Consider the following 23,037-nt stretch of genomic DNA (forward strand, 5'->3'; position numbering starts at 1 on the left):
GCGGTTTCCCTCATCAGCGGGCCACCGCCTCGTAGACGAAGTTCAGCAGCGCCACGTCGCCGTCGCGGCGGCCGTAGCCGGCTGCCGCCTGGCTCATCGCCCAGAGCCGCTGCGGGTCCCGGATCAGCGGGATCACCGTCCGCTCCACCCAGGCTGGGGTCATCTCGGCGTCGTCGACCAGCAGACCGCCGCCCGCCTCCACCACCGGCAGCGCGTTGCGCTTCTGCTCCTGGTTGCTGTGCGGGTAGGGCACGTAGACGGTGGGCAGTCCGATCGCGGCCACCTCGGCGCAGGTCATCGCGCCGCCCCGGGCCAGCATCAGATCGGCGGCGGCGTAGCCCAGCTCCATCTCGGACAGGTACGGCAGCGTGACGTACGGCACCGGCAGGTCGGTGGGCACCGAGACCGGCTCGTTGCGGGCGCCGATGACGTGCAGCACCTGCACGCCGTTGCGGGCCAGCTCCTTCGCCGCGCCGGACACGGCCAGGTTGATCGAGCGGGCGCCCTGCGAGCCACCGGCGACGAACAGCACCGGCAGGTCGGGACGGAGTCCGAAGTGGGCGCGGGCGGCGTCACGCAGGGCGGCCCGGTCCAGCCCGGCGATGCCCCGGCGCAGCGGCACGCCCACCACCCGGGCGTCGCGCAGCGCCTCGGCCTGGGCCGGCTGGTGCGGGAAGCCCACCGCGACGTTCTTGGTGAACTTCATCCCGAGCCGGTTGGCCACGCCCGGCGGCACGTTGACCTCGTGGATGACGATCGGCAGCTCCCGCCGCCACGCGGCCAGGTAACCGGGCACCGAGACGTACCCGCCGAAGCCGACCACGGCGTCGGCCTGGACCTCGTCGATCACCTTGCCCGCGGCGCGGGCCGCCTTCCACATCCGGTCCGGGGTGCGCACCAGGCTCATGTTCACCGACCGGGGAAGCTGGTACGCCGGGATCTGCCGCAGGTCGTAGCCGGCCGGCGGGATCAGCTCGTTCTCCAGCCCCTTCGGTGTGCCCAGACAGGTGATCCGGACGCTCGGGTCGTGTCGGCGCAGGCAGTCGGCGAAGGCGAGCAGCGGGTAGATGTGCCCGCCCGTACCCCCTCCGCAGAGCACCACCGAACGCAGCGGACCCATCAGCGTCTCCTCTCGCTCGCCGCGCCGGTGCGCGCCCGGTCGGACCGGGCGCCGCGGGGCGCGGCCTGATCGTCCTGCCGCCGCTGCCGGGACCGGGGCACGGACCCTCGGTCGGCCGGCGGCGACGCCGGCTTGCGGCGCCGGCCGGGAAGCGGCGGCAACGGGGCCCACACTAGTCGGACCCATCGGGCGGGCGGACGGGCATGCAGCGCTCGCGCGGCGTCCGGCTCGGCGCGGGCGAACGAGGCGAGCATGCCGACCGCGGCGAGCGTCACCACCAGGGCGCTGCCGCCGTCGGAGATGAACGGCAGCGGTACGCCGGTCAGCGGCAGCAGCCCGGTCACGCCACCGATGTTGATGACCGCCTGGCCGACCAGCCAGGCGGTCACGCCGGCGGCGGCGAGCCGGCGGAACGGGTCCTCGACCCGGCGGGCGATGCGCAGCCCGGTGTACGCGAGCACGGCGAACAGCACCAGGATCACGGTGCAGCCGACCACGCCCAGTTCCTCCGCGACGATGGCGAAGATGAAGTCGTTGTGCGCCTCGGGGAGCCAGTTCCACTTCAGCGAGCTCTGGCCCAGGCCGACGCCGAACCAGCCGCCGTTGCCGATCGCGTAGCGGGCCTGCACGAGCTGGTAGCAGTTCGGCAGCTCCTGCTCGAAACACGTGCGCGGGGAGGGCGGGTCGAGCCACATGGTGAGGCGGCCGAGCCGGTAGTTGTCGGCGCCCCGGGAGCCGGAGCCGGCGCCGAGCGAGGCCGCGGCCACCAGCAGGCCGATGCCGGCCAGGCCGATCGCGGTGAGCGCGGCGAAGACCCGGGTCCGTACGCCCGCCGCCCAGAGCATGCCGACCACGAGCGCGAGCAGGCACAGCATGCTGCCCAGGTCGTTGTAGCCGACCAGCACGAACAGCAGGCCCACCACCGGGAACAGCGGCGTGGCCAGTTCCTTCCACCAGCCCAGCACCGCGCCCTTGCGGGCCAGCACGTGCGCCGCCCACAGCACCAGCGCGAACTTCGCCACCTCGACCGGTTGCAGCGAGATCGGGCCGAGCGAGAGTGAGAGGAGTTCGGCCCGCAACGGCCCGATCGACGTCACCCCGAACAGCGAGCCCATCGCGACGAGCAGGTTGAGCAGGAGCAGCAGCGCGACCGCCACCCCCAGCGCCGGGCGGCTGACCGCCCGGAACGTGCGCGCGGGCAGCCGCTGGCAGGCCCAGAACGCGCCGATGCCGATCACCGCGAACACGGCCTGCTTGGTCAGCGACGCGGACGCGTCGCCGCCCTCGGCGAAGTCCTTCACGCTGGTCGCGGAGAAGACCATGGTGAGGCCGATCAGCAGCAGCAGTCCGACGCTGGACAGCAGCAGGTAGTACGAGGCCAGCGGCCGGGCCAGCAGGCCACGCAGCGCGGCCAGCCCACCGGCCGGATCCCAGCGCGCCGCCGGCGGTTCGACCGGAGGCGTGGCCGCCGGCGCACGCCGGGCCGGCGGGTCGCTGGTCACCTGGATGTCTCGTCCCTCCCCCACAGGCCCATCATTGCCGCTCGCCCCGCCCGCCCGTGGCGCAACCGCCCGGTCGGCGTGTCGGATCTGAAGGAAGGGCCCCTTATTAACAGACGTCTGTTAATAAGGGGCCCTTCCTTACACCTAGCTGACCGCGGCGAGGAACTCGCTGTAGAACAGGCCCAGCGCGATGGCCACGCCGATGCCGGCGATGATCCAGAAGCGGACCACGATGTTGACCTCGCTCCAGCCGGCCAGCTCGAAGTGGTGCTGCAACGGCGACATCCGGAACACCCGCTTGCCGGTGGTACGGAACGAGATGATCTGGATGACCACCGACATCGTGATGATCACGAACAGGCCGCCCAGGATCGGCAGCAGCAGGATCGTGCGGGTGGACATCGCCATGCCGGCGATCAGGCCGCCCAGCCCGAGCGCGCCGGTGTCACCCATGAAGATCCGCGCCGGGGACGTGTTCCACCACAGGAAGCCCACGCAGGCGCCCGCCGCCGCGCCGGCGATCAGCGCGATCTCCAGCGGGTCGCGCACGGTGTAGCAGTACGCCTCGGTGTAGTTCGGGTCGGCGCACCAGTGCCGGTACTGCCAGAACGCGATGAGCGCGTACGCCGCGAGCACCATCACCGAGGCGCCGGTGGCCAGGCCGTCCAGGCCGTCGGTGAGGTTGACGCCGTTGGTGGCGGCCATGACCACCATGATGATGACGATCACCGAGCCGATCTTGCCGATCTCCAGCGCCGGGATGTCCCGGATGAAGCTCAGCGTGGTGCTGGCCACCGTCTCGGTGTTCGTCGCGTTGCCGCCGGCGTCGGTCATGCTCGACGGGAAGTAGACCGCCACCGCGCCGAAGACCGCGCCGACCAGGATCTGCCCGGCCAGCTTGCCCCGCTTGTTGAGGCCGCCGCTGTGCCGCTTGCGCACCTTCAGGAAGTCGTCGATGAAGCCGACCGCGCCGGAGAACACCATCAGCCCCAGCAGCACCAGCGCCGTGATCGTCGGCTCGACCTGGGCGATCTGCGCGTCCGGCAGCGTGGTCAGGGCCAGGTGCCCGGCGACGTACGCGATGACAGTGGCCAGGATGAAGACCACGCCGCCCATCGTCGGCGTGCCCTTCTTGCCCTCGTTGCTGGCGAGCCCGAGGTTCGACCGGATCGGCTGGCCGGCCTTCAGCCGGGCGAACACCTTGATCGCGATCGGGGTGCAGAACAGCGAGATCAGGAACGCGACCCCGATGGCGACGATGACCGCCCTCATGCGGCGCCGCCCTCCGTCGCACCCTCGCGGGCGTCCGCGCGCAGCGCGTCGGCCACCTCCCAGGTCCGGTACCGGGAGCCCTTCACCAGCACCACGTCTCCCGGACGCAGCTCGCTCCGCAGCACCTCGACGGCCGCCGCCTGATCGCTGAGCAGCACCGACTCTCCTCCCCAATTGCCTACCGCTGTCGCGCCCTCGTGGATCGGCGCCGCCGGCTCGCCCACCACGAGCAGCCGGTCCACTCCCAGCTCGGCCGCGAGCCGGCCGACCTGCTGATGCCCCTGAAGTTCGAAGTCACCCAGCTCGGCCATGTAGCCGAGCACCGCGACCGTACGCCCCTCGCCGCGCATGCTGGCCAACGCCCGCAGCGCCACGCCGGTGGAGGCCGGGTTCGCGTTGTACGAGTCGTCGATCACGGTCACCCCGTCGGGGCGCTCGAAGACGTCCATCCGCCGGGTGGAGACCAGGCCCAGCTCGTTCAGCGCCGCCGCCAGGTCGGGCAGTGGCAGGCCCAGCTCGCGCCCGACCGCCGCCGCGGCGAGCGAGTTGGAGACCTGGTGCCGGCCGGTCAGCCCGAGCCGCACCGGCGCGCTCCCCTCCGGGGTGACAAGCGTGTACGAGGGCCGGCCCCGGCCGTCGAGCGTCACGTCCACGGCGCGCACGTCGGCGCGCTCCGACTCGCCGTACCGCACCACCCGGGCCTGCGTACGCGTCGACATCGCGTCCACCCGCGGGTCGTCGGCGTTGAGCACCGCCAGCCCGTCGGAGGGCAGCGCCTCGACCAGCTCCCCCTTGGCCAGCGCGATGGCCTCCACCGAGCCGAACTCGCCCAGGTGCGCCACGCCGACGTTGAGCACCACCGAGATCCGGGGCGGCACCACGTCGCACAGGTACCGGACGTGCCCCACCCCGCGGGCGCCCTTCTCCATCACCAGGAAGCGGGTCTCCGGGGTGGCCTGCAGCGCCGTGTACGGGTGCCCCAGCTCGTTGTTGAACGAGCCGGGCGGGGCCACCGTCGGGCCGAGCCGGACCGCGACCTGGGCGATCAGGTCCTTGGTGGTGGTCTTGCCGGACGAGCCGGTCAGCCCGATGACGGTCAGGCCGGGCAGCCGGTCGACGACGGCGCGGGCCAGCCGGCCCATCGCGTCGAGCGCGTCGCCGACGAGCACCATCGGCACGCCCGGCACCTCCCGGGTGCCGAGCACCGCCACCGCGCCCGAGGAGATCGCGCCGGCCGCGTAGTCGTGGCCGTCCACCCGCTCGCCGGGGAAGGCCACGAACAGGCCGCCCCGGCTCACCTTGCGGGAGTCGAACTCGACGGTGCCGGTGACCCGGGCGTCCGGGTCGGCGCCGACGAGCCGGCCGTCGACGGCGGTGGCCACCTCGGCCAGCGTCAGCGGGATCACCGCTGACCCACCAGGTCACCGAAGCGGGCGCGCAGCGCCGCCGCCAGCTCCACCCGGTCGTCGAACGGCAGCACCTCGCCGCCGATCTCCTGGCCGCGTTCCTGGCCCTTGCCCAGCACCGCCACCACGTCACCCGGTTCGGCCACCCGGACCGCCTCCTCGATCGCCGCCCGCCGCCCGGGCACCTCGATGACGCGGGCCGGGGTCGCGGCGGCGTACGCGCCGGCCAGCACCTCGGCCCGGATCGCGGCCGGGTCCTCGGTCCGCGGGTTGTCGTCGGTCACCAGCACCACGTCGGCGCCGCGCGCGGCCACGCCGCCCATCACCGGCCGCTTGCCCCGGTCCCGGTCGCCGCCGGCGCCCAGCACGCAGATCAGCCGGCCGCCGGTCAGGTCGCGCAGCGCGGTCAGCACCGCCTCGATCGCGTTGGCCTTGTGCGCGTAGTCGACCACCCCGCGTACCGGGGCGTCGCCGCTGACCAGTTCCAGCCGCCCGGGCACGCCGCCGCAGGCGGCCACGCCGCGCGCCGCGGTCTCCGCGTCCACCCCGACGGCGACCAGGAGCGCGACGGCCAGCAGCGCGTTCGCCACGTTGTGCCGGCCGGGCAGCGCCACGCCGGTGGGCAGCGCGAGCCCGTCCGGCCCGTGCAGGGTGAAGCGCTGCGCGTACCCCTCGCCGTCGATGCCCTCGGCCCACCAGGTGGCGTCCGGGTCGCCGGCCGCCGAGTAGGTGACCGTGCCCGCCTTGTACAGCGGGCGCAGCGCCGGGTCGTCGTGGTTGAGCACCTCGACCCGGCAGCGGCCGTCGAACAGCCGGGCCTTGGCCGCGAAGTAGTCCGCCTCGTCGGCGTGGAAGTCCAGGTGGTCGGAGCCGAAGTTGGTGTAGCCGCCGACGTCGAAGCGGACGCCGCCGACGCGGCCCATCGCCAGGGCGTGGCTGGACACCTCCATGACCACGGTGTCCACCCCGTGCTCGCGGGCCACCGCGAGCATGGCGTGCAGGTCGGTGGCCTCCGGGGTGGTCCGGACGCTGTCGATCACCAGGTCACCGAGGCGGGTCTCCACGGTGCCGATCAGGCCGGTGACGCGCCCGGCGGCGCGCAGCCCGGACTCGACCAGGTAGCTGGTGGACGTCTTGCCGGCGGTGCCGGTCACGCCGATCACGGTCAGGCCGGCGGTCGGGTCGCCGTAGACCGTGGCGGCCACCTCGCCGAGCGCCTCGCGCGGGTCGTCGACGACGAGCACGGGCAGGCCGGCGCCGACGGCCAGCGCCACGCCGGCCGGGTCGGTGAGCAGGGCCACCGCGCCCGCCTCGGCGGCGGCGGCGGCGAACTCCGCGCCGTGGCGCCGCGCGCCGGGCAGGGCCGCGTACAGGTCGCCGGGGCGGACCTCCTGGCTGGCGTGGGTCACGCCGGTGACAGCCACCTCGGCGGCCCCCTCCGGCGGGGTCACCGCCACGCGGGCGGCGAGGTCGCCGAGCCGTACGGGACGCACGGTGGCGGGACGTGGATTGCCGGGCACGGCGTCAGACCCTACCCGGTCGTCCGGTTCCGACCGCACAGCCGCCCCGGTGGTTCGTCGCCACTCACCGATGATGTCCCGCCGTCCCGGCTCAGCGCGGAAAGACCTCGAACTTCGGGGACTTGTTGGTCAGCGACGGAGGCACCCGGTAGTGGCGGAGAGTGAAGCCCATCATCTCCCGGAACGCGGGCGCGGCCACCGCGCCGCCACCGCCGCCGGGGCTCCACACGAAGACCGCCACCACGTACCGGGGGTTCTCCGCCGGGGCCATGCCGATGAACGAGCCGACCTCACCGGGCTGCTGCTTGCCGTTGTCGTAGCGCAGCCCGGTGCCGGTCTTGCCGGCCACCCGGTAGCCGGGCACAGCGGCGGCCAGCCCGGTGGCCTGCCCCTCCGGGCCGTCGACGGTGGTGACCGCCTCCATCATCCGGCGCAGCGCGGCCGCGTTCGCGGGGCTGAGCACGGACCGGGTGGTCGGCGTCGCGGCGGGGCTGCGTGTGCCGTCCGCGCCGATCGTCTCCTTGACCAGGTGCGGCTGCACGTACGTGCCGTTGTTGGCGATGGCCGCGTACGCGGCGGCCATCTGCAGCGGCGTGGCGTCCACGCTGTGCCCGATCGGCACCGACCCGTACGCCGAGCCGCTCCACTGGTCCGGCGGGAGCAGCCGGCCGGCCGCCTCACCCGGCATGCCCTCGCCTGTCACCTGGCCCAGCCCGAACCGCTTCTGGTAGTCGAAGAGCCGTTCCTTGCCCAGCTTCTCGCCGATCTCGATCGTGCCGACGTTCGACGAGAAGGCGAGCATGCCGGGGATGCTCATGGTGCGGCCGTCGACCGGGTGGGTGTCGCGGAAGGTGACCCCGCCCCGCTCGATGGTGTTGGCGACCGGGAACGCGGTGTCCGGGGTGATCACGCCCTCCTGGAGCGCCGCGCCGAACGTGATCGCCTTGTGGATCGAGCCCGGGTCGACCACGAACGTGGTGGCCGCGTCGTCCCGGTCCGACGGCGAGGTGACCTTGGTGGGGTTGGCCGCGTCGTACGTCGGCTGGCTGGCCTGGGCCAGCACCTCGCCGCTGGGGATCTCGATGATCACCGCGGCGCCGACGCTGCCCTTCACCTTCTCCGTCTGCTTCGCCAGGATCCGCTGCGTCATGAACTGCAGGTCCCGGTCGACAGTGAGTTGCAGCGAGCTGCCCGGCTTCGGCTGGGTGGTCCGGCTGTAGCCGCCCGGGATGGGCGCGGCCAGGTCACCCTGGCCCACCTCGTAGGTCCGCTTGCCGGCCTGTCCCCGCAGCACGTCGTCGTACCTGGCCTCCAGCCCCTCCAGGCCGTTCATGTCCTGGCCGACGAAGCCGAGCAGGTTCGCGGCCAGGTCCCCGCCGGGCACCTCGCGCCGCTCGTCCCGGTGCACGTTGATGCCGGCCAGGTCGAGCGCCATGATCCGCTTCGCGGTGCCGATCTCGACGCCCCGGGCCAGGTAGACGAACTGCAACGGGGTGTCGGTGCCGGGCAGGTTGCGCTCGCGCATCTTCTCGGCCAGGTCCGAGGCGGGCACGCCGAGCAACGGGGACAGCGCCCGTGCGGTGGCGGCGCGGTCCTTGACCCGGGTCGGGTCGGCGAACACGTACCGGGCCTCCACACTGTGCGCCAGCGGCTCACCGTTGCGGTCGAGGATCGCCCCGCGCGGGGCCGGCAGCTCGACCACGGCGAGCCGGTTGGGCAGGCCGCCGTCGGCGTACGCCGGGGTGTCGACGGTCTGGAGGTAGACCAGCCGCACGCCGATGCTGGCGAACAACGTCAGCGCCAGCAGCGTGCCGAGGCGCAGCCGCCGGCGCGGATCGCCCAGCCGCGGGGGCCGGCGCGGCTTGCGGACCGGTCGGCGCGGCTGGGCGGCGGGACGGCGCGGCTGGGACCGGCGGCGCGGCGGCGGCGCGTCCTCCTCGTCGTCGAACGGCTCCCGCACGGGCCGGGACGAGACGGTCCGCACCACGCCGGCCCGGCCGCCCGCGGCGGTGGCCCGGCGGCCGGTCCGGGCGCCGTCACCCGTGGGCTCGCGCGTGCCGGCACGCCCGGCCCGGCCGCCGTCGAGCACCTGCAACGCGGGCCGGAACGGGTCGCCGGACCGGGTGCTGCGGGGGGTACGCCGTTGCTCGGCGCCGCCGCCCTCGCGCACGGTCCGTCCGCGTGGGGTGTACGCCCGGGCGTCGGAGATCCCGCCGAGACCCGGCTCGCGCGGCTCCGACCCCCGCGACGATCCGCGCCGGGAGCCCGTGGCGTCCCGGCGCGGATCCTCCGATCTCGGCGGCACCGCTCAGCCTCCGTTGCCCTGCTGGCTGGTGACCGACGGGGCGCCCTGGGCGGGGTGCGGCACCCCGATGGTCTGCCCGTCCGGCAGCCGGATGTAGGCCGGGTCCTCGGACTCGACCAGGCCCAGCTTGCGGGCGTTGGCGGTCAGGTTGCCGGGTGCCTTCTGGTTGGCGATCTCCTTCTTGAGCTCCTGCTCGTCCACGTCGAGCTTGGCCTGCTGCTGCTGGAGCCTCTCCAGCTTGAAGGCGTTCTCATTGATCTTGGTGTTGACGGCCAGGATGCCCAGCACCCCACCGACCACGAGAACCAGGATCAGTGCGACGAAAGGCGCCCGGGGCACCCGGATCGGCGCCGGCGGGGCGACCCGCAGGCGCGGCGCCGGCGTGCCGGTGACCCGGGTCCGCTCGGCCGGCCGCAGAGCGGCGCTGCCCTGCGTCGGGAACTCGCGCGCCCCCCGGGCGCGAGTGTCCTCCCGGCGGTCGGTCGCCGTCGTGGCCCGCGTGGTGCGCTGCGCCGCGGTCCGGCCCCCCGACCGCGGTGCGCGCTGCCCGACGGCTCCCCGGCCGTCGCGCTTCTCGACGTTCATGTCCCCTCCCCCTCTTCGTCCGTCCCGATCCCGTCCCCCGGAGCCGACGCGGGGTCCGTCCCGGACCCCGGTGACCCCGTCCCCGGTTGGTGCATCGCCTTCACCCGGCGGCGGTACCGTTCGCGGTCGGTACGCCCCTGCCGGGCCGCCTCCGGGTCGAGCCGTTCCGCTGCCCGCAGCCGCACCGAGGCGGCGCGCGGGTTCGCGGCCACCTCCGCCTCCCCGGGCAGCTCGGCGCCCCGGCTCAACAGCCGGAACGTCGGGCCCGACCCGGGCAGTTCGACCGGGAGGTCGACCGGGCCCTTGCTGCGGACCCGGTCGGCGAGCGCGTGCTTGGTGAGCCGGTCCTCCAGCGAGTGGTAGGACAGGACCACCATGCGGCCGCCCACTGTGAGCTTGTCCAGAGCGGCCGGCAGCGCTGTCTCCAGCGCTGCCAGTTCTCTGTTTACCTCGATCCGTAAAGCCTGAAACGTTCTCTTTGCCGGGTGTCCGCCAGTTCGTCGGGCTGGCGCCGGAATGCTCTCCCGGACCAGCTCGGCCAGCCGGGCCGACGACGTGATCCGGGCCCGCTCCCGTTCCCGGATGATCGCCGAGGCGATCTTCCCGGCGAACTTCTCCTCGCCGTACACCCGCAGCAGGCGGGCCAGGTCCGGGTGGGAGTAGGTGTTGACCACCTCCTCGGCGGTCACCCCCCGGGTCTGGTCCATCCGCATGTCCAGCGGCGCGTCCTGCGCGTACGCGAACCCGCGGTCGGGCGCGTCCAGTTGCAGCGACGAGACGCCCAGGTCGAACAGCACCCCGTCGATCGCCGGGTAACCGAGCCGGTCGAGCACCTCGGGCAGCTCGTCGTAGACGGCGTGCTCCAGGTGGATCCGGTCGGCGAACCGGGCCAGGCGGACCCGCGCGTGGGCGAGCGCCTCGGTGTCCCGGTCCAGGCCGATCAGCACCGTGTCCGGATGCGCCGTGAGCACCGCCTCGGCGTGCCCGGCCAGGCCGAGCGTGGCGTCGACGTGGACGGTGCGACCGGGCCGGCCCAGTGCGGGGGCCAGCAGCTCGAGACACCGCTCGAGCAGCACCGGCACGTGCGTGCCGCGTAGCTCCCCCATCTCGACCCCCACCCCGTTCGCCAACCGTTCCGTCACGTGTCCGTCGTCGCCACGACGCCTCGCCATACCGCCAGATCCCCATCCGCTCCCGCCCGCCGGAGGCCGCGGCCCTCCGTGTCGGATCGTGCGCCTGGCACCGGGGAAGGGGTGCCAGGAACTCGAAAGCGGCTGGAGATCTCGCAGTACGTCGGGCGCCGTCACGCCCTACAGACCGCCGGGCAGCACCCCCTCCTCGATGTCGGCGAAGTCGTCTTCGCTCTCCGCGAGGTAGGCCTCCCAGGCCGCCTTGTCCCAGATCTCCACCCGGGTGCTCGCTCCGATCACGACCAGATCCCGGTCCAGTGCCGCGTACGACCGCAGGTGGCCGGGTATGGTGACCCGCCCCTGCTTGTCCGGCACCTCGTCGTGCGCGCTGGCGAAGAAGACCCGGCTGTAGGCCCGGGCCGCCTTGCTCGTCATCGGCTGCGCGCGCAACTGGTCGGCGATCCGCTGGAACTCGGGCATCGGGAAGACGTAGAGGCAGCGCTCCTGCCCTTTGGTGATCACGACACCCCCCGCCAGTTCGTCCCGGAACTTCGCCGGCAGGATCAACCGGCCTTTGTCGTCCAGGCGCGGAGTGTGGGTGCCGAGGAACATCGGCCCAACCCCCTCGCCCTGAGCGGCGTTCGCGGCGCCGCTGACCCCCCGGGCCGGTGTGGCCCTCCCGGCCTCACCATCGCGCCCCACTCTACTCCACTTCCCTCCACCTGCAACCAGAATCGCCCGCGCGGCGTGGCGTTTCCGCGCGCAAAACCGCACGTCAACGCGGGTGGGGCGGAGTGGAGGGGGTGGGGCGCGCCCGGCACCGTCCGCTACCCGACATCGACCGACGCCGTCCGGCCCCGCGCGCTCCACCCGTCCGCCGGAACGTCCCCGGCCGAACGGTTCGCCGTCGGCGGCGATCTGGTGGAGGTGGCGGTCCGGTAACCTCGCTCGCGTGACGGACGCGAAGATGCCCTTGCGGGCAAAGGTGGCCAGCTCCGTGTCGCGCACCGCCGCGGCACTGTCGCGGGCCGCGGGCCGTGGCGACGGCTCGGTGATCGGCGGCTGGATCGGCCTCAAGATCGACCCGGACCTGCTCGCCCACCTCTCGGCCGGGCGCGCCATCGCCCTGGTGTCCGGCACCAACGGCAAGACCACCACCACCCGGCTCACCACCGCCGCGGTCGGCGTGCTGGGCCGGGTCGCCACCAACTCCTTCGGCGCGAACATGCCCACCGGCCACACCTCGGCGCTCGCCAAGGCCGGCAGCACGCCGTACGCGGTGCTGGAGGTGGACGAGCACTACCTCGCCCAGGTGCTGGAGGCGACCGAGCCGCACGTGGTGGCGCTGCTCAACCTCTCCCGCGACCAGCTCGACCGCGCCAAGGAGGTCGCCATGATGGCGCAGCTCTGGCGCGCCGCCCTGGTCCGGCACCCGCGGGTACGGGTGGTCGCCAACGCCGACGACCCGATGGTGGTGTGGGCCGCCACCCCGCCGGCCGACCCGGCCCAGGGCCACGTGCCGCCGCACGTCACCTGGTTCAGCGCCGGGCAGCGCTGGCACGACGACTCCTGGGTCTGCCCCGAGTGCGGCTCCACCATCCAGCGCTCCGGTGAGCAGTGGTGGTGCACCGGCTGCCCGCTGCGCCGCCCCGAGCCGAACTGGACGGTCGAGGACGACGGCGTGCTCGACCCCACCGGCGCCTGGCACAAGATCCAGCTTCAGCTCCCCGGCAAGGTCAACCTCGGCAACGCGGCCACCGCCCTGGCCGTCGCCGCCGAGTTCGGCGTACGCCCGGTGGACGCGGTCTCCCGGCTCGGCACCGTCACCTCGGTGGCCGGGCGCTACGCCCAGGTGAACCGCGACGGGCGCAACATCCGGCTGCTGCTGGCGAAGAACCCGGCGAGCTGGCTGGAGGCGTTCGACATGGCCGACGTCGCGCCGACACTGCTGTCCATCAACGCCCGCGACCCCGACGGGCTGGACACGTCCTGGCTGTTCGACGTGGACTTCTCCCCGCTGACCGGCCGGCAGGTGCTGATCACCGGCGACCGGGCGTACGACCTGGCGGTGCGGCTCGAGGTCAACGGCGTGCCGTTCCAGCACGTCCGCAGCTTCGACGAGGCGGTCCGCGCGGTGCCGCCGGGCCGGCTGGAGGTCATCGCCAACTACACCGCCTTCCAGGACATCCGAGCGGAGCTGGACCGTGTCAACTGAGAGCCTGCGCATCGTCTGGATCTATCCCGACCTGCTGTCCACCTACGGCGACCGGGGCAACGCGCTGATCCTGGCCCGCCGGGCCCAGCTGCGCGGCATGCCGGTCGAGGTGCTGGAGGTCCGCTCCGACCAGCGGCTGCCCGCCACCGCCGACATCTACCTGCTCGGCGGCGGCGAGGACGGCCCGCAGGCGCTCGGCGCCCAGCGCCTGATCGCCGACGGCGGCCTGCACCGGGCGGTGGCCCAGGGCTCGGTGGTGTTCGGCGTCTGCGCCGGCTACCAGTTGCTCGGCACCTCCTTCTTCGCCAAGGGCACCCAGTGCGCCGGCCTGGAGCTGCTCGACCTCTCCTCCGACCGCGGTCCCACCCGGGCCGTCGGCGAGCTGGCCGGCGAGGTCGACCCGCGGCTGGGCATCCCGCACCTGTCCGGGTTCGAGAACCACGGCGGCCGTACCCACCTCGGCCCCGGCGTGTCCCCGCTGGCCCGGGTCACCACGGGCGTCGGCAACGACGGCGCCACCGAGGGCGCGTGGCGGGGCAAGCTGCTCGGCACCTACTCGCACGGCCCGGCGCTGGCGCGCAACCCCGACCTGGCCGACCTGCTGCTGCGCTGGGCGACCGGCATCCACCAGCTTCCGCCGCTCGACGACACCTGGGCCGACCGGCTCCGCTCCGAACGCCGCACCGCGGTGGCCGCCGCCCCGAGGCCGTGACCGACGCCGCCCGGCCGGGGCGGCGACCGGTGGCCCGCCGGCTCGCCGGGTTGCTGCGGCAGCCCTCGGCGCGCCGGTTCGGGCTGCTCCTGCTGCTGCTCGCCGGGTTCGGCGTGACGCTGCTGCTGGTGCCGCGGCCGGATCCGGCCGACCTGCCCCGGCTCGCCGACTCGCTCGGCGGCTACGGCCCGCCCGCGGCGGTTCTCGGCGGCGCGCTGCTGCTGGTGGCTCTGGTGCCGCGCACGTTCGTCACGCTGGCCGCGGGCGCGATCTTCGGCCCGGTGCAGGGCGCCGCGTACGCGCTCGGCGCGGCGCTGCTGGCGGCGGCCCTCGGCTTCACGGTGGGGCGGGTGCTCGGGCGCGACTTCGTCGCCGAGCGGGTACGCGGCCGGCTGGCCCGCCTCGACGGCTGGTTCGCCCGGCAGAGCGTCTTCGGCGTGATCACCGTCCGGCTGCTGCCGATCGCCGGGTTCGGCCTGGTCAGCTACGGCTACGGCACCACCGCCGCCCGGGTGGTGCCGTTCCTGGCCGGCAGCGTGATCGCCTCCGCCCCCACCGCCATCGGTTACGCGGCGATCGGCGCGGCGGTGACCACGCCCGGGTCGATCAACTGGTACGCGGCGGCGCCTGCGAGCCTCGGCCTGATCGCCAGCGTGCTGATCGTCCACCGCTGGTGGCGGGCCGAACGGCGACGCCGCGCGACCTGACCGGCGGGTGGGCGTGTCCCGCGTGTGGACACGCCCACCCGCCGGGTCAGACGACGACCGAGACCATCCGGCCCTTCACCACGATCACCTTGCGCGGCTCCTTGCCGGCCAGGGTGCCGGCGACCGCCTCCAGCGCCGCCGCGCGGACCGTCTCCTCGGACGCGTCGGCCGGCACCTCGATCCGGCCCCGGACCTTGCCGTTGACCTGCACCGGGTACGTGACCGACTCGGCCACCAGCAGGGCCGGGTCGGCGACCGGGAAGTCCGCGTACGCCAGCGAGTGCTCGTGACCCAGCTTGCGCCACAGCTCCTCCGCCATGTGCGGGGCGAACGGCGCGACCATCAGCACCAGCGGCTCGGCCACCTCACGCGGCGTCTCCGCCAGCCGGGTCAGGCCGTTGGTCAGCTCGATCAGCTTGGCGATGGCGGTGTTGAACCGGATCCCGTCCATGTCGGCGCGGACCCCGTCGATCGCCTTGTGCAGCAGCCGCCGGGTCGCCTCGTCGGCCGGCGCGTCGGTGACCCGCAGCTCACCGGTCTGCTCGTCGACGACGGTGCGCCAGACCCGCTGCAGGAACCGGTACGAGCCGACGACCGCCCGGGTCTCCCACGGGCGGGACACCTCCAGCGGGCCCATCGACATCTCGTACACCCGGAACGTGTCCGCGCCGTACGCCGCGCACATGTCGTCCGGGGTGACGACGTTCTTCAGCGACTTGCCCATCTTGCCGTACTCGCGCCGGACCTCGGTCTCGCCGTGGAACCAGCGGCCGTCGACCTCGACGACCTCCTCGGCGGGCACGTACGCGCCGCGCGGGTCGACGAACGCGTACGCCTGGATCATGCCCTGGTTGAACAGGCGGCGGAACGGCTCGAACGACGAGACGTGGCCCAGGTCGTACAGCACCTTGTGCCAGAAGCGCGCGTACAGCAGGTGCAGCACGGCGTGCTCGGCGCCGCCGACGTACAGGTCGGTGCCACCGCAGTCACCCGGGCGCTGCGGCCCCATCCAGTACGCCTCGTTCTCCGGGTCGGCGAAGCGCTGCGAGTCGGTCGGATCCAGGTAGCGCAGCTCGTACCAGCAGGAGCCGGCCCACTGCGGCATCACGTTGGTCTCGCGGGTGTAGCGCTTGGGCCCGTCGCCCAGGTCCAGCTCGACCTCGACCCAGTCGCGCCGCCGCGACAGCGGGGTCTCCGGGTTGCTGTCGGCGTCGTCGGCGTCGAACGTCTTCGGCGAGAAGTCCTCCACCTCGGGCAGCTCGACCGGCAGCATCGACTCGGGCAGCGCGATCGGCGCGCCGGTCTCGTCGTACACGATCGGGAACGGCTCGCCCCAGTAACGCTGCCGGGAGAACAGCCAGTCGCGCAGCCGCCAGGTGACCGCGCCGGCGCCGTGTCCGTTCGCCTCCAGCCACTCGATGATCCGCGCCTTGGCCTCGGTGACGCCCAGGCCGTCCAGGTCGATGCCGCGCTCCGGCGCGGCGCTGTTGATCGCCGGGCCGTCCCCGGTGTACGCCTTGCCGGCGAAGCCCTCCGGCGGCTGCACGGTCCGCACGATCGGCAGCTCGAAGACCTCGGCGAAGTCCCAGTCCCGCTCGTCCTGCGCGGGCACCGCCATGATCGCGCCGGTGCCGTACCCGGCCAGCACGTAGTCGGCGATGAAGATCGGGATCTGCCCGCCGGTCACCGGGTTGGTCGCGTAGGCGCCGACGAAGACGCCGGTCTTCTCCTTGCTGTCCGCCTGCCGCTCCATGTCCGTCTTGGCCGCGGCGGCCTTCCGGTACGCCTCGACGGCCTCACGCGGGCTCGCATGCCCGCCGGTCCAGGCGTCCTTCGTCCCCTCCGGCCAGGCGGCCGGCGTCAGCACGTCGACCAGCTCGTGCTCGGGGGCCAGCACCATGTAGGTGGCGCCGAAGACGGTGTCCGGCCGGGTCGTGAACACCCGCACCGGCGCGGCGGCGGTCGGGAAGTCGATGTGCGCGCCGGTCGACCGGCCGATCCAGTTGCGCTGCTGCAGCTTGATCGGCTCCGGCCAGTCCAGTGTGTCCAGGTCCTCCAGCAGCCGGTCCCCGTACGCGGTGATCCGCATCATCCACTGCTTCAGGTTGCGCTTGAAGACCGGGAAGTTGCCGCGCTCGGAGCGGCCGTCGGCGGTGACCTCCTCGTTGGCCAGCACGGTGCCCAGGCCCGGGCACCAGTTGACCGGCGCCTCCGAGACGTACGCCAGGCGGTGGTCGTCCACGACGCGCCGCCGCTCCCCCACGGACAGCTCGGCCCACGGCCGCCCGTCCGGGGTGGCGCGGGTGCCGCCCTCGAACTCGGCGATCAGCTCGGCGATCGGCCGGGCCTTGCGTGCGTCCGTGTCGTACCACGAGTTGAAGACCTGCAGGAAGATCCACTGCGTCCAGCGGTAGAAGTCGGTGTCGATGGTCGCCACCGACCGCCGCTCGTCGTGGCCCAGCCCCAGCCGGCGCAGCTGCGCCCGGTACCGCTCGATGTTCGCCTCGGTGGTGGTGCGGGGGTGGGTGCCGGTCTGCACCGCGTACTGCTCGGCGGGCAGGCCGAACGCGTCGAAGCCCATCGCGTGCAGCACGTTGCGCCCGGCCATCCGCTGGTAGCGGGCGTAGCAGTCGGTGCCGATGTAGCCCAGCGGGTGGCCGACGTGCAGGCCGGCGCCGGAGGGGTACGGGAACATGTCCAGCACGTACAGCTTCTCGGCGCCCGCGCGCGGATGACCCGGGTCGGCCAGCGGGCCGGTCGGGTTCGGCGCGTGGAAGGTGCCGTCCCGCTCCCAGGTGTCCTGCCAGCGGTGTTCGATCTCGTCGGCCAGTGCGGCGGTGTACCGGAACGGGGGAATGTCGGTCGCCGGTGCGGCTGCCTCACTCATGGCGTCTCCTCGGCGCGGATCGGGCGATTCGAAAAATTGTGGGCGGTCTGCTGCGGGCACAAAAAAGCCCCTCGCGCAGGAGGGGCGGCCGTGCTGTCGCGCGTTCAGCGCATCAACACGGCTCGGTAAGAAGCAGGAAGAACCCGGCCATGCAGGCAGTGTACCTCGCAGCCCTCGGCGGCGGCGCGCCCGTTCCGCCCGGAGCGGCCGGTCCCCCGGTCCGGCGAATATTCCGGGCGTAACCGACCGACCACCTGCGGGAGTCGGCAGTAACGACAAACATGGTTAGCCTGAGAGGCCAGTGAGATTACTGCGGCAGACGTGGCTCGGCGTCGCGAACCCAACGGCGGGTCCAGGTGCTCTATAAAGAGCTGCCGTCCAGGCGACGAGGAGGAGGCCCGTGACACAACAGACCTGGGACGAGGTGGGCGGTCTGCTGCCGCACGACGAGTTCCGCGCCGCCAGCGAGGCCATCGTGGCCAACATCGAGCAGGTCATCGAGGGCAAGACCGCCACCGTCCGGCTCGCCCTGGCGGTGCTGCTGGCCGAGGGCCACCTGCTCATCGAGGACGTGCCCGGCGTCGGCAAGACCAAGCTCGCCAAGGCGATGGCCCGGTCCATCGACTGCTCGGTCCGGCGGATCCAGTTCACCCCCGACCTGCTTCCCAGCGACGTCACCGGCGTGAGCGTCTACAACCAGGAGACGCACGACTTCGAGTTCCGCCCCGGCGCGGTCTTCGCCAACCTGGTGGTCGGCGACGAGATCAACCGGGCCTCGCCGAAGACCCAGTCGGCGCTCCTGGAGTGCATGGAGGAGCGCCAGGTCACCGTCGACGGCGTCACCTACCAGCTGCAGACGCCGTTCATGGTGATCGCGACGCAGAACCCGATCGAGATGGAGGGCACGTACCCGCTGCCCGAGGCGCAGCGCGACCGGTTCACCGCCCGCATCGCCATGGGCTACCCGGACCCGCGCGCCGAGTTGGCCATGCTCGACGGGCACGGCGCCACCGACCCGCTGTCGGGGCTGCGGCCGGTCTCCGACGCGGCCACCGTCCGCCGGCTGATCGGTCACGTCCGGCAGGTGCACGTCGCCGACGCGGTCAAGCAGTACGCGATCGACCTGGTCACCGCCACCCGGGAGGCGCCGGACCTGCGCCTGGGCGCATCCCCGCGGGCCACGCTCCAGCTGCTGCGCACCGCCCGCGCGGTGGCCGCCCTGGAGGGCCGCGACTACGTGCTGCCGGACGACCTCCAGGTCCTCGCGGTGCCGGTGCTGGCGCACCGGATCATCCCGACCGCCGACGCCCAGCTGGCCCGGCGCACCACCGACGCGATCGTCTCCGAGCTGGTGCACCGCCTGCCGCTCCCGCACGACCGGCAGCGTTCGCCGTACGACACCCGCCCCGGCGGCGGCAACAACGGCCGCGGGCCGTACGAGCCGCGGAGGCCGTGACGTGCGCGACGGCCTGCGTGGGCTGACCACCCGCGGCCGCTCCTTCCTGGCGGCCGCGGTGGCCGCGGCGATCTCCGCCGGCATCCTGGGCGAGAAGGACCTGCTCCGGGTGGCGGTCCTGCTCGCCGTCCTGCCGCTGCTGGCCGCCGCGTACGTCGGGCGCAGCCGGTACAAGCTGGCCTGCAACAGGTCGCTGGAGCCGCACCGGGTGCCGGTCGGGGCCAGCTCCCGCGTGGTGCTGCGGCTGCAGAACCTGTCCCGGCTGCCCACCGGCACGCTGCTGCTGGAGGACCGCCTGCCGTACGCGCTGGGCAGCCGCCCCCGGGTGGTGCTGGAGCGGCTCGGCGCGCACCAGGCCAGCTCCGTGGCGTACACCGTCCGGGCGGACGTGCGCGGCCGCTACGAGGTGGGCCCGCTGGTGATCCGGCTGACCGACCCGTTCGGGTTGTGCGAGCTGACCCGCTCGTTCCCCAGCACCGACCACCTCACGGTGATCCCGCAGGTCACTCCGTTGCCGTCGGTGCGGCTACCAGGCGAGTACGCCGGCAGCGGCGACAGCCGGGCCCGCTCGGTAGCGGTACACGGCGAGGACGACGCCGCCACCCGGGAGTACCGGATGGGCGACGACCTGCGCCGCGTGCACTGGAAGTCGACCGCCCGCACCGGCGAGCTGATGGTGCGCCGCGAGGAGCAGCCGTGGGAGAGCCGCGCCACCGTCGTGCTGGACACCCGGGCCGCCGGGCACCGGGGCGAGGGACCGACGGCGAGCTTCGAGTGGGCGGTCTCGGCGGCCGCCAGCATCGCCGTGCACCTGCGCCAGGCCGGCTACAAGCTGCGCCTGGTCACCGGCAACGGCGCCGACGTCGCGGCGACCGAGGCCGGCGGTGAGGGCCTGCTCCTGGACCAGCTCGCCGACGTGCACCTGGACCGGCGCGGCGAGATCACCACGCTGGTGCAGCAGGTCCGGCAGCGGGCCGACGGCGGCCTGATCATCGCGTTGCTCGGCACGCTCGGCGCCGCCGAGGCGGAGCTGCTGGCCGGGCTGCGCGGCAACGGGGCGACCTGTGTGGCGTTCCTGCTCGACAGCAACACCTGGCTGAACCTGCCGCCGAAGGCCCGCACCGAGGCGGAACGGGCGCACGGCGCCGCCGCGCTCGCGCTGCTGCAGAGCGGCTGGCGGGTCATCGGGGTGGAGCACGGCAGCCGTCTGCCGGTGCTGTGGCCGCAGGCCGGGCGCGGATCGCAGGGATTCGCGCTGCGGGCGGCCCTGGCCGAGACGGTCGCCGGAGGCATGCGATGACCGGAAGGAAGCTCCCGTGACCCCCCATCGCAACATCGGGTTCGTCGCCGCGGCGGCGACCCTGCTGGCGGCGGCCCCGCTGTCGGCGATCTTCGAACGCTGGACGTGGCTGATCCAGGCCACCATCGTGGTCGCCGTGGTGGCCGGCTCGGCCGCGTTGAGCCGGCTGGCCCGGGCGCCGCTGTGGGGCCAGGTGCTGGCGATGCTCGCCGGCCTGACCCTGGGCCTGACGTGGATCTTCCCGAGCGGCGCCGAGCTGCTCGCGTTCATCCCGGCCCCGGGCACGTTCGCCCACTTCGGCGAGCTGACGCAGGCGTCGCTGGAGGACATGCGCTCGTACGGCGTGAAGGTGCCCGACGTCGACTCGCTGCTGTTCCTCGCGGTGCTCGGCATCGGCGCGGTCGCCGTGGTGGTGGACGTCCTCTCGGTCGGGCTGCGCCGGCCGGCGCTGGCCGGCCTGCCGATGCTCGCCATCTACTCGGTGCCGGTGGCGGTCTACCTGGACAGCGTCCCCGCCACCCCGTTCGTGGTGGGCGCCGCCGGCTACCTGTGGCTGCTGGTCACCGACAACGTCGACCGGGTACGCCGGTTCGGCCGCCGGTTCACCGGTGAGGGACGCGACGTCGACGTCTGGGAGGCGTCGCCGCTGGCCGCGGCGGGCCGCCGGCTGGCAGTGGTCGGCGTGGCGGTGGCGGTGGCCCTGCCCCTGGCCGTGCCCGGGATGACCGGCGGGCTGATGAACAACGTCGGCGCCGGGCCCGGTGAGGGCAACGGCCGGCCCGGCCAGGGTGGCAGCCCGGGCCGGATCGACCTGTTCGCAGCGCTCAGCGGCCAGCTCAACCAGAGCCAGGAAACCGAGCTGGTGAAGGTCAGCACCAACGAGCCGAGCCCGTTCTACCTGCGCCTCGGCGTGGTCGACGACCTGCGGCCGAGCGGCTTCCAGGCGCGCGTGCCCACCGGGCGGCCGGTCACCCGCGGCCTGCCCGACCCGAGCGAGCGCACCCCGCGTGGCGTCGAGCGGCAGCGCTACAAGGCCACCGTCGAGGTGTCGAAGAACCTGAACATGCCGCTGCTGCCGGTCTACGCCGATCCGGTGAAGGCGGACGACCTCAACGGCAACTGGCTGTACGACTCGAGCCAGCAGATCGTCTTCTCCAACCGGGAGAACGCCCGCGGCAAGAGCTACTCGTTCGAGTACGTGCGCTCGACGTTCAGCCCGGCGGCGCTGCGCGCCGCCCCGTCCCTGCCCGCGGACAGCCCGGTGAAGCGCCAGCAGACCGAGCGGCCGTCGGTCCCGGAGGTCGAGGATCTCGTCGGCGAGCTGGTGAGGGGCAAGTCGAACGACTACGACAAGGTCCGCGCGATCTACGAGTACTTCTCCGTGGAGAACGGCTTCACCTACTCGCTGTCCACCCGCGACGGCAGCAGCGGGCAGGACATCACCGACTTCCTCGCCACCAAGGTCGGCTACTGCCAGCAGTACGCGGCGGCGATGGCCTGGCTGGTCCGGGCCGCCGGTATTCCGGCCCGGGTGGCTGTCGGCTTCACCAACGGCAGCAAGTCCGACGGCGGCACGTACGTGCTGACCAACCGCAACCTGCACGCCTGGACCGAGGTCAACTTCGGCAACGGGATCGGCTGGGTGCCGTTCGACGCCACCCCGGCGGCGAGCGTGCAGGGCTCGGTCCGCTCCGCCTGGGCGCCGGACACCGACGCCCCCGAGGAGGTCACCCCGTCGCCCGGCAGCACCGTCGCTCCCGGCGCCGCCGACCCGTCGGCCGGCCCGAACGAGGCGGACCGGCTCGACAAGGACACCGACCAGGGCCTGTCCCTGGGCGGAGGTGACCCGGCCGAGCAGAACCGGGTGTGGCCGTGGTGGCTGGCCGCGGCGCTGGCGCTGCTGGCGCTGTTCGCCGTACCGGGCCTGCGCCGCTCCACCCTGCGCCGCCGCCGGCGCGTCCGGGTCCGGGCGCCCTCGGCCACCGCGCTCGCGGTGCCGGGCCAGCGGGGCGAGGCACGGGAGGTCGTCGTCGGCGTGGACGCCGAGTCCGCCCGCGCCGACGCGCACGCCGCCTGGGACGAGCTGCTCGACACGCTCGTCGACTTCCACGTCCGGGTGGACCGCACGGAGACCCCCCGCGCGACCGCCGAGCGGCTGGCCCGGGAGGCGCTCACCGAGAACGGCGACGCCGCGACCGGGGTACGGCTGCTGGGCCGGGCCGAGGAGCGGGCCCGGTACGCGCGGGACCCGCTCGCCGGCGCGGAGTTGCAACCGGCGCTGCGGACGGTCCGGGGCGCGCTCGCGGCCGGGGCCGACCGCCGCACCCGGCTGCTGGCCGCGCTGCTGCCCCCGTCGGTGATCCAGCGTTGGCGGACCGCCCTGGCCGAGCAGTCGGCCCGGATCGTCACCACGAGCGGGCAGGCCCGGACGCAGATGCTGCGCTGGAGCCCACGCCGCCTGTTGGCGGGCCGCACGGCCCGCTGACCGCCCCGCCCCGTCCCCCGCCCCGTCCCCCGCCCCGTCCCCCCGGCCCCCGGCCCGTTGATCAAGGAGTTTGTGTCTCCGCGAGGCCTCCGACCGGACACAAACTCCTTGATCACCGACTGCTCAGCGGGCTGGCGGGGTGGGGAGCGGGGGCGCTTGAGATCTTGGTAGGAAAAGGCCCCTATAGCGGCCCTTTCCTACCAAGATCTTCGCGTTTCCCGCGCTTTGGAAGATCGATCTCTAGTCGTGGACTATCAGCCGACAGGAGCCGCCGCAGGTCGGCGCGGAGGCGATGATCGGCTGCGAAGCACTGGCCAGCGGACCGGGGAGAGACTCACGCCGCAGCCGGGGAATCCGGGGGCACCGCCACACCGGCCGACATCGGGGCGTGGACGGGTGCGGCGCGATCGACGGCTACGCGCACCCGCCGCCGTG

The 23,037-nt window shown here is 73.6% G+C and carries 16 protein-coding genes; 6 read left to right on the forward strand and 10 right to left on the reverse strand.

Annotation, left to right across the window (positions count from 1 at the left end; translation table 11 throughout):
- Positions 1–13 precede the first annotated feature (13 nt).
- The 9 genes from murG to mraZ all read right to left on the reverse strand — a co-directional run bounded on the left by murG (position 14) and on the right by mraZ (position 11,452).
- The gene (gene murG, locus J3R08_RS22430; protein WP_043329477.1) at positions 14–1,120 is read right to left on the reverse strand and encodes an undecaprenyldiphospho-muramoylpentapeptide beta-N-acetylglucosaminyltransferase; all 1,107 of its coding nucleotides are present in this window, start codon (positions 1,118–1,120) and stop codon (positions 14–16) included.
- Complete coding sequence (locus J3R08_RS22435) at positions 1,120–2,535, reverse strand: FtsW/RodA/SpoVE family cell cycle protein (RefSeq protein ID WP_176722845.1); 1,416 nt, start codon at positions 2,533–2,535, stop codon at positions 1,120–1,122. Before J3R08_RS22435 ends, murG begins: the two co-directional genes overlap by 1 nt.
- Before the next feature lie 231 nt (positions 2,536–2,766).
- Positions 2,767–3,894 carry a phospho-N-acetylmuramoyl-pentapeptide-transferase gene (gene mraY, locus J3R08_RS22440; RefSeq protein WP_043329473.1) on the reverse strand — a complete coding sequence of 376 codons (1,128 nt, stop codon included), beginning with the start codon at positions 3,892–3,894 and terminating at the stop codon, positions 2,767–2,769.
- Complete coding sequence (gene murF, locus J3R08_RS22445; protein WP_043329471.1) at positions 3,891–5,300, reverse strand: UDP-N-acetylmuramoyl-tripeptide--D-alanyl-D-alanine ligase; 1,410 nt, start codon at positions 5,298–5,300, stop codon at positions 3,891–3,893. The genes mraY and murF overlap by 4 nt, the downstream gene beginning before the upstream one ends.
- Positions 5,297–6,859, reverse strand: coding sequence for a UDP-N-acetylmuramoyl-L-alanyl-D-glutamate--2,6-diaminopimelate ligase (locus J3R08_RS22450; RefSeq protein ID WP_209962684.1), 1,563 nt, complete (start codon positions 6,857–6,859; stop codon positions 5,297–5,299). Before J3R08_RS22450 ends, murF begins: the two co-directional genes overlap by 4 nt.
- 52 nt (positions 6,860–6,911) lie before the next feature.
- The gene (locus J3R08_RS22455; RefSeq protein ID WP_064445225.1) at positions 6,912–9,125 is read right to left on the reverse strand and encodes a penicillin-binding protein 2; all 2,214 of its coding nucleotides are present in this window, start codon (positions 9,123–9,125) and stop codon (positions 6,912–6,914) included.
- A gap of 3 nt (positions 9,126–9,128) precedes the next feature.
- Positions 9,129–9,710: a hypothetical protein gene (locus tag J3R08_RS22460; RefSeq protein ID WP_043329466.1), complete on the reverse strand. Its 582-nt coding sequence runs from the start codon at positions 9,708–9,710 to the stop codon at positions 9,129–9,131.
- On the reverse strand, positions 9,707–10,816 hold the full coding sequence (rsmH, locus tag J3R08_RS22465) for a 16S rRNA (cytosine(1402)-N(4))-methyltransferase RsmH (RefSeq protein WP_043331095.1): 1,110 nt from the start codon (positions 10,814–10,816) through the stop codon (positions 9,707–9,709). Before rsmH ends, J3R08_RS22460 begins: the two co-directional genes overlap by 4 nt.
- Positions 10,817–11,020: 204 nt before the next feature.
- A complete protein-coding gene (gene mraZ, locus J3R08_RS22470) occupies positions 11,021–11,452 on the reverse strand; it encodes a division/cell wall cluster transcriptional repressor MraZ (protein ID WP_013287610.1) in 432 nt (143 codons plus the stop codon).
- A 355-nt stretch (positions 11,453–11,807) separates the two neighbouring features.
- On the opposite strand from mraZ, the gene J3R08_RS22475 reads away from it, so the two are divergent.
- Genes J3R08_RS22475 through J3R08_RS22485 form a run of 3 tightly spaced genes read left to right on the forward strand, consistent with a single transcriptional unit; the run spans position 11,808 to position 14,474 of the window.
- Positions 11,808–13,055, forward strand: a complete 1,248-nt coding sequence (locus J3R08_RS22475) for a MurT ligase domain-containing protein (RefSeq protein WP_064446416.1) — start codon at positions 11,808–11,810, stop codon at positions 13,053–13,055.
- Positions 13,045–13,767, forward strand: a complete 723-nt coding sequence (locus tag J3R08_RS22480) for a type 1 glutamine amidotransferase (protein ID WP_043329464.1) — start codon at positions 13,045–13,047, stop codon at positions 13,765–13,767. The genes J3R08_RS22475 and J3R08_RS22480 overlap by 11 nt, the downstream gene beginning before the upstream one ends.
- Before the next feature lie 29 nt (positions 13,768–13,796).
- The gene (locus tag J3R08_RS22485) at positions 13,797–14,474 is read left to right on the forward strand and encodes a TVP38/TMEM64 family protein (RefSeq protein WP_374102413.1); all 678 of its coding nucleotides are present in this window, start codon (positions 13,797–13,799) and stop codon (positions 14,472–14,474) included.
- A gap of 46 nt (positions 14,475–14,520) precedes the next feature.
- Here the strand turns inward: J3R08_RS22485 and leuS are convergent, their stop codons facing one another.
- Complete coding sequence (gene leuS, locus J3R08_RS22490) at positions 14,521–17,361, reverse strand: leucine--tRNA ligase (protein ID WP_209962686.1); 2,841 nt, start codon at positions 17,359–17,361, stop codon at positions 14,521–14,523.
- A 400-nt stretch (positions 17,362–17,761) separates the two neighbouring features.
- Here leuS and J3R08_RS22495 point away from each other — a divergent pair, with 400 nt between their 5' ends.
- Genes J3R08_RS22495 through J3R08_RS22505 form a run of 3 tightly spaced genes read left to right on the forward strand, consistent with a single transcriptional unit; the run spans position 17,762 to position 22,602 of the window.
- Entirely contained in the window at positions 17,762–18,817 is a 1,056-nt protein-coding gene (locus J3R08_RS22495) for a MoxR family ATPase (RefSeq protein WP_043329458.1), read from the forward strand.
- Position 18,818: 1 nt separating this feature from the next.
- Positions 18,819–20,117, forward strand: coding sequence for a DUF58 domain-containing protein (locus tag J3R08_RS22500; RefSeq protein WP_030500230.1), 1,299 nt, complete (start codon positions 18,819–18,821; stop codon positions 20,115–20,117).
- A 16-nt stretch (positions 20,118–20,133) separates the two neighbouring features.
- Positions 20,134–22,602, forward strand: a complete 2,469-nt coding sequence (locus tag J3R08_RS22505) for a DUF3488 and transglutaminase-like domain-containing protein (protein ID WP_043329454.1) — start codon at positions 20,134–20,136, stop codon at positions 22,600–22,602.
- Positions 22,603–23,037: the final 435 nt, after the last annotated feature.

It is taken from the genome of Micromonospora sp. HB375, from assembly GCF_017872985.1.
GTDB classification, from domain to species: domain Bacteria; phylum Actinomycetota; class Actinomycetes; order Mycobacteriales; family Micromonosporaceae; genus Micromonospora; species Micromonospora chalcea.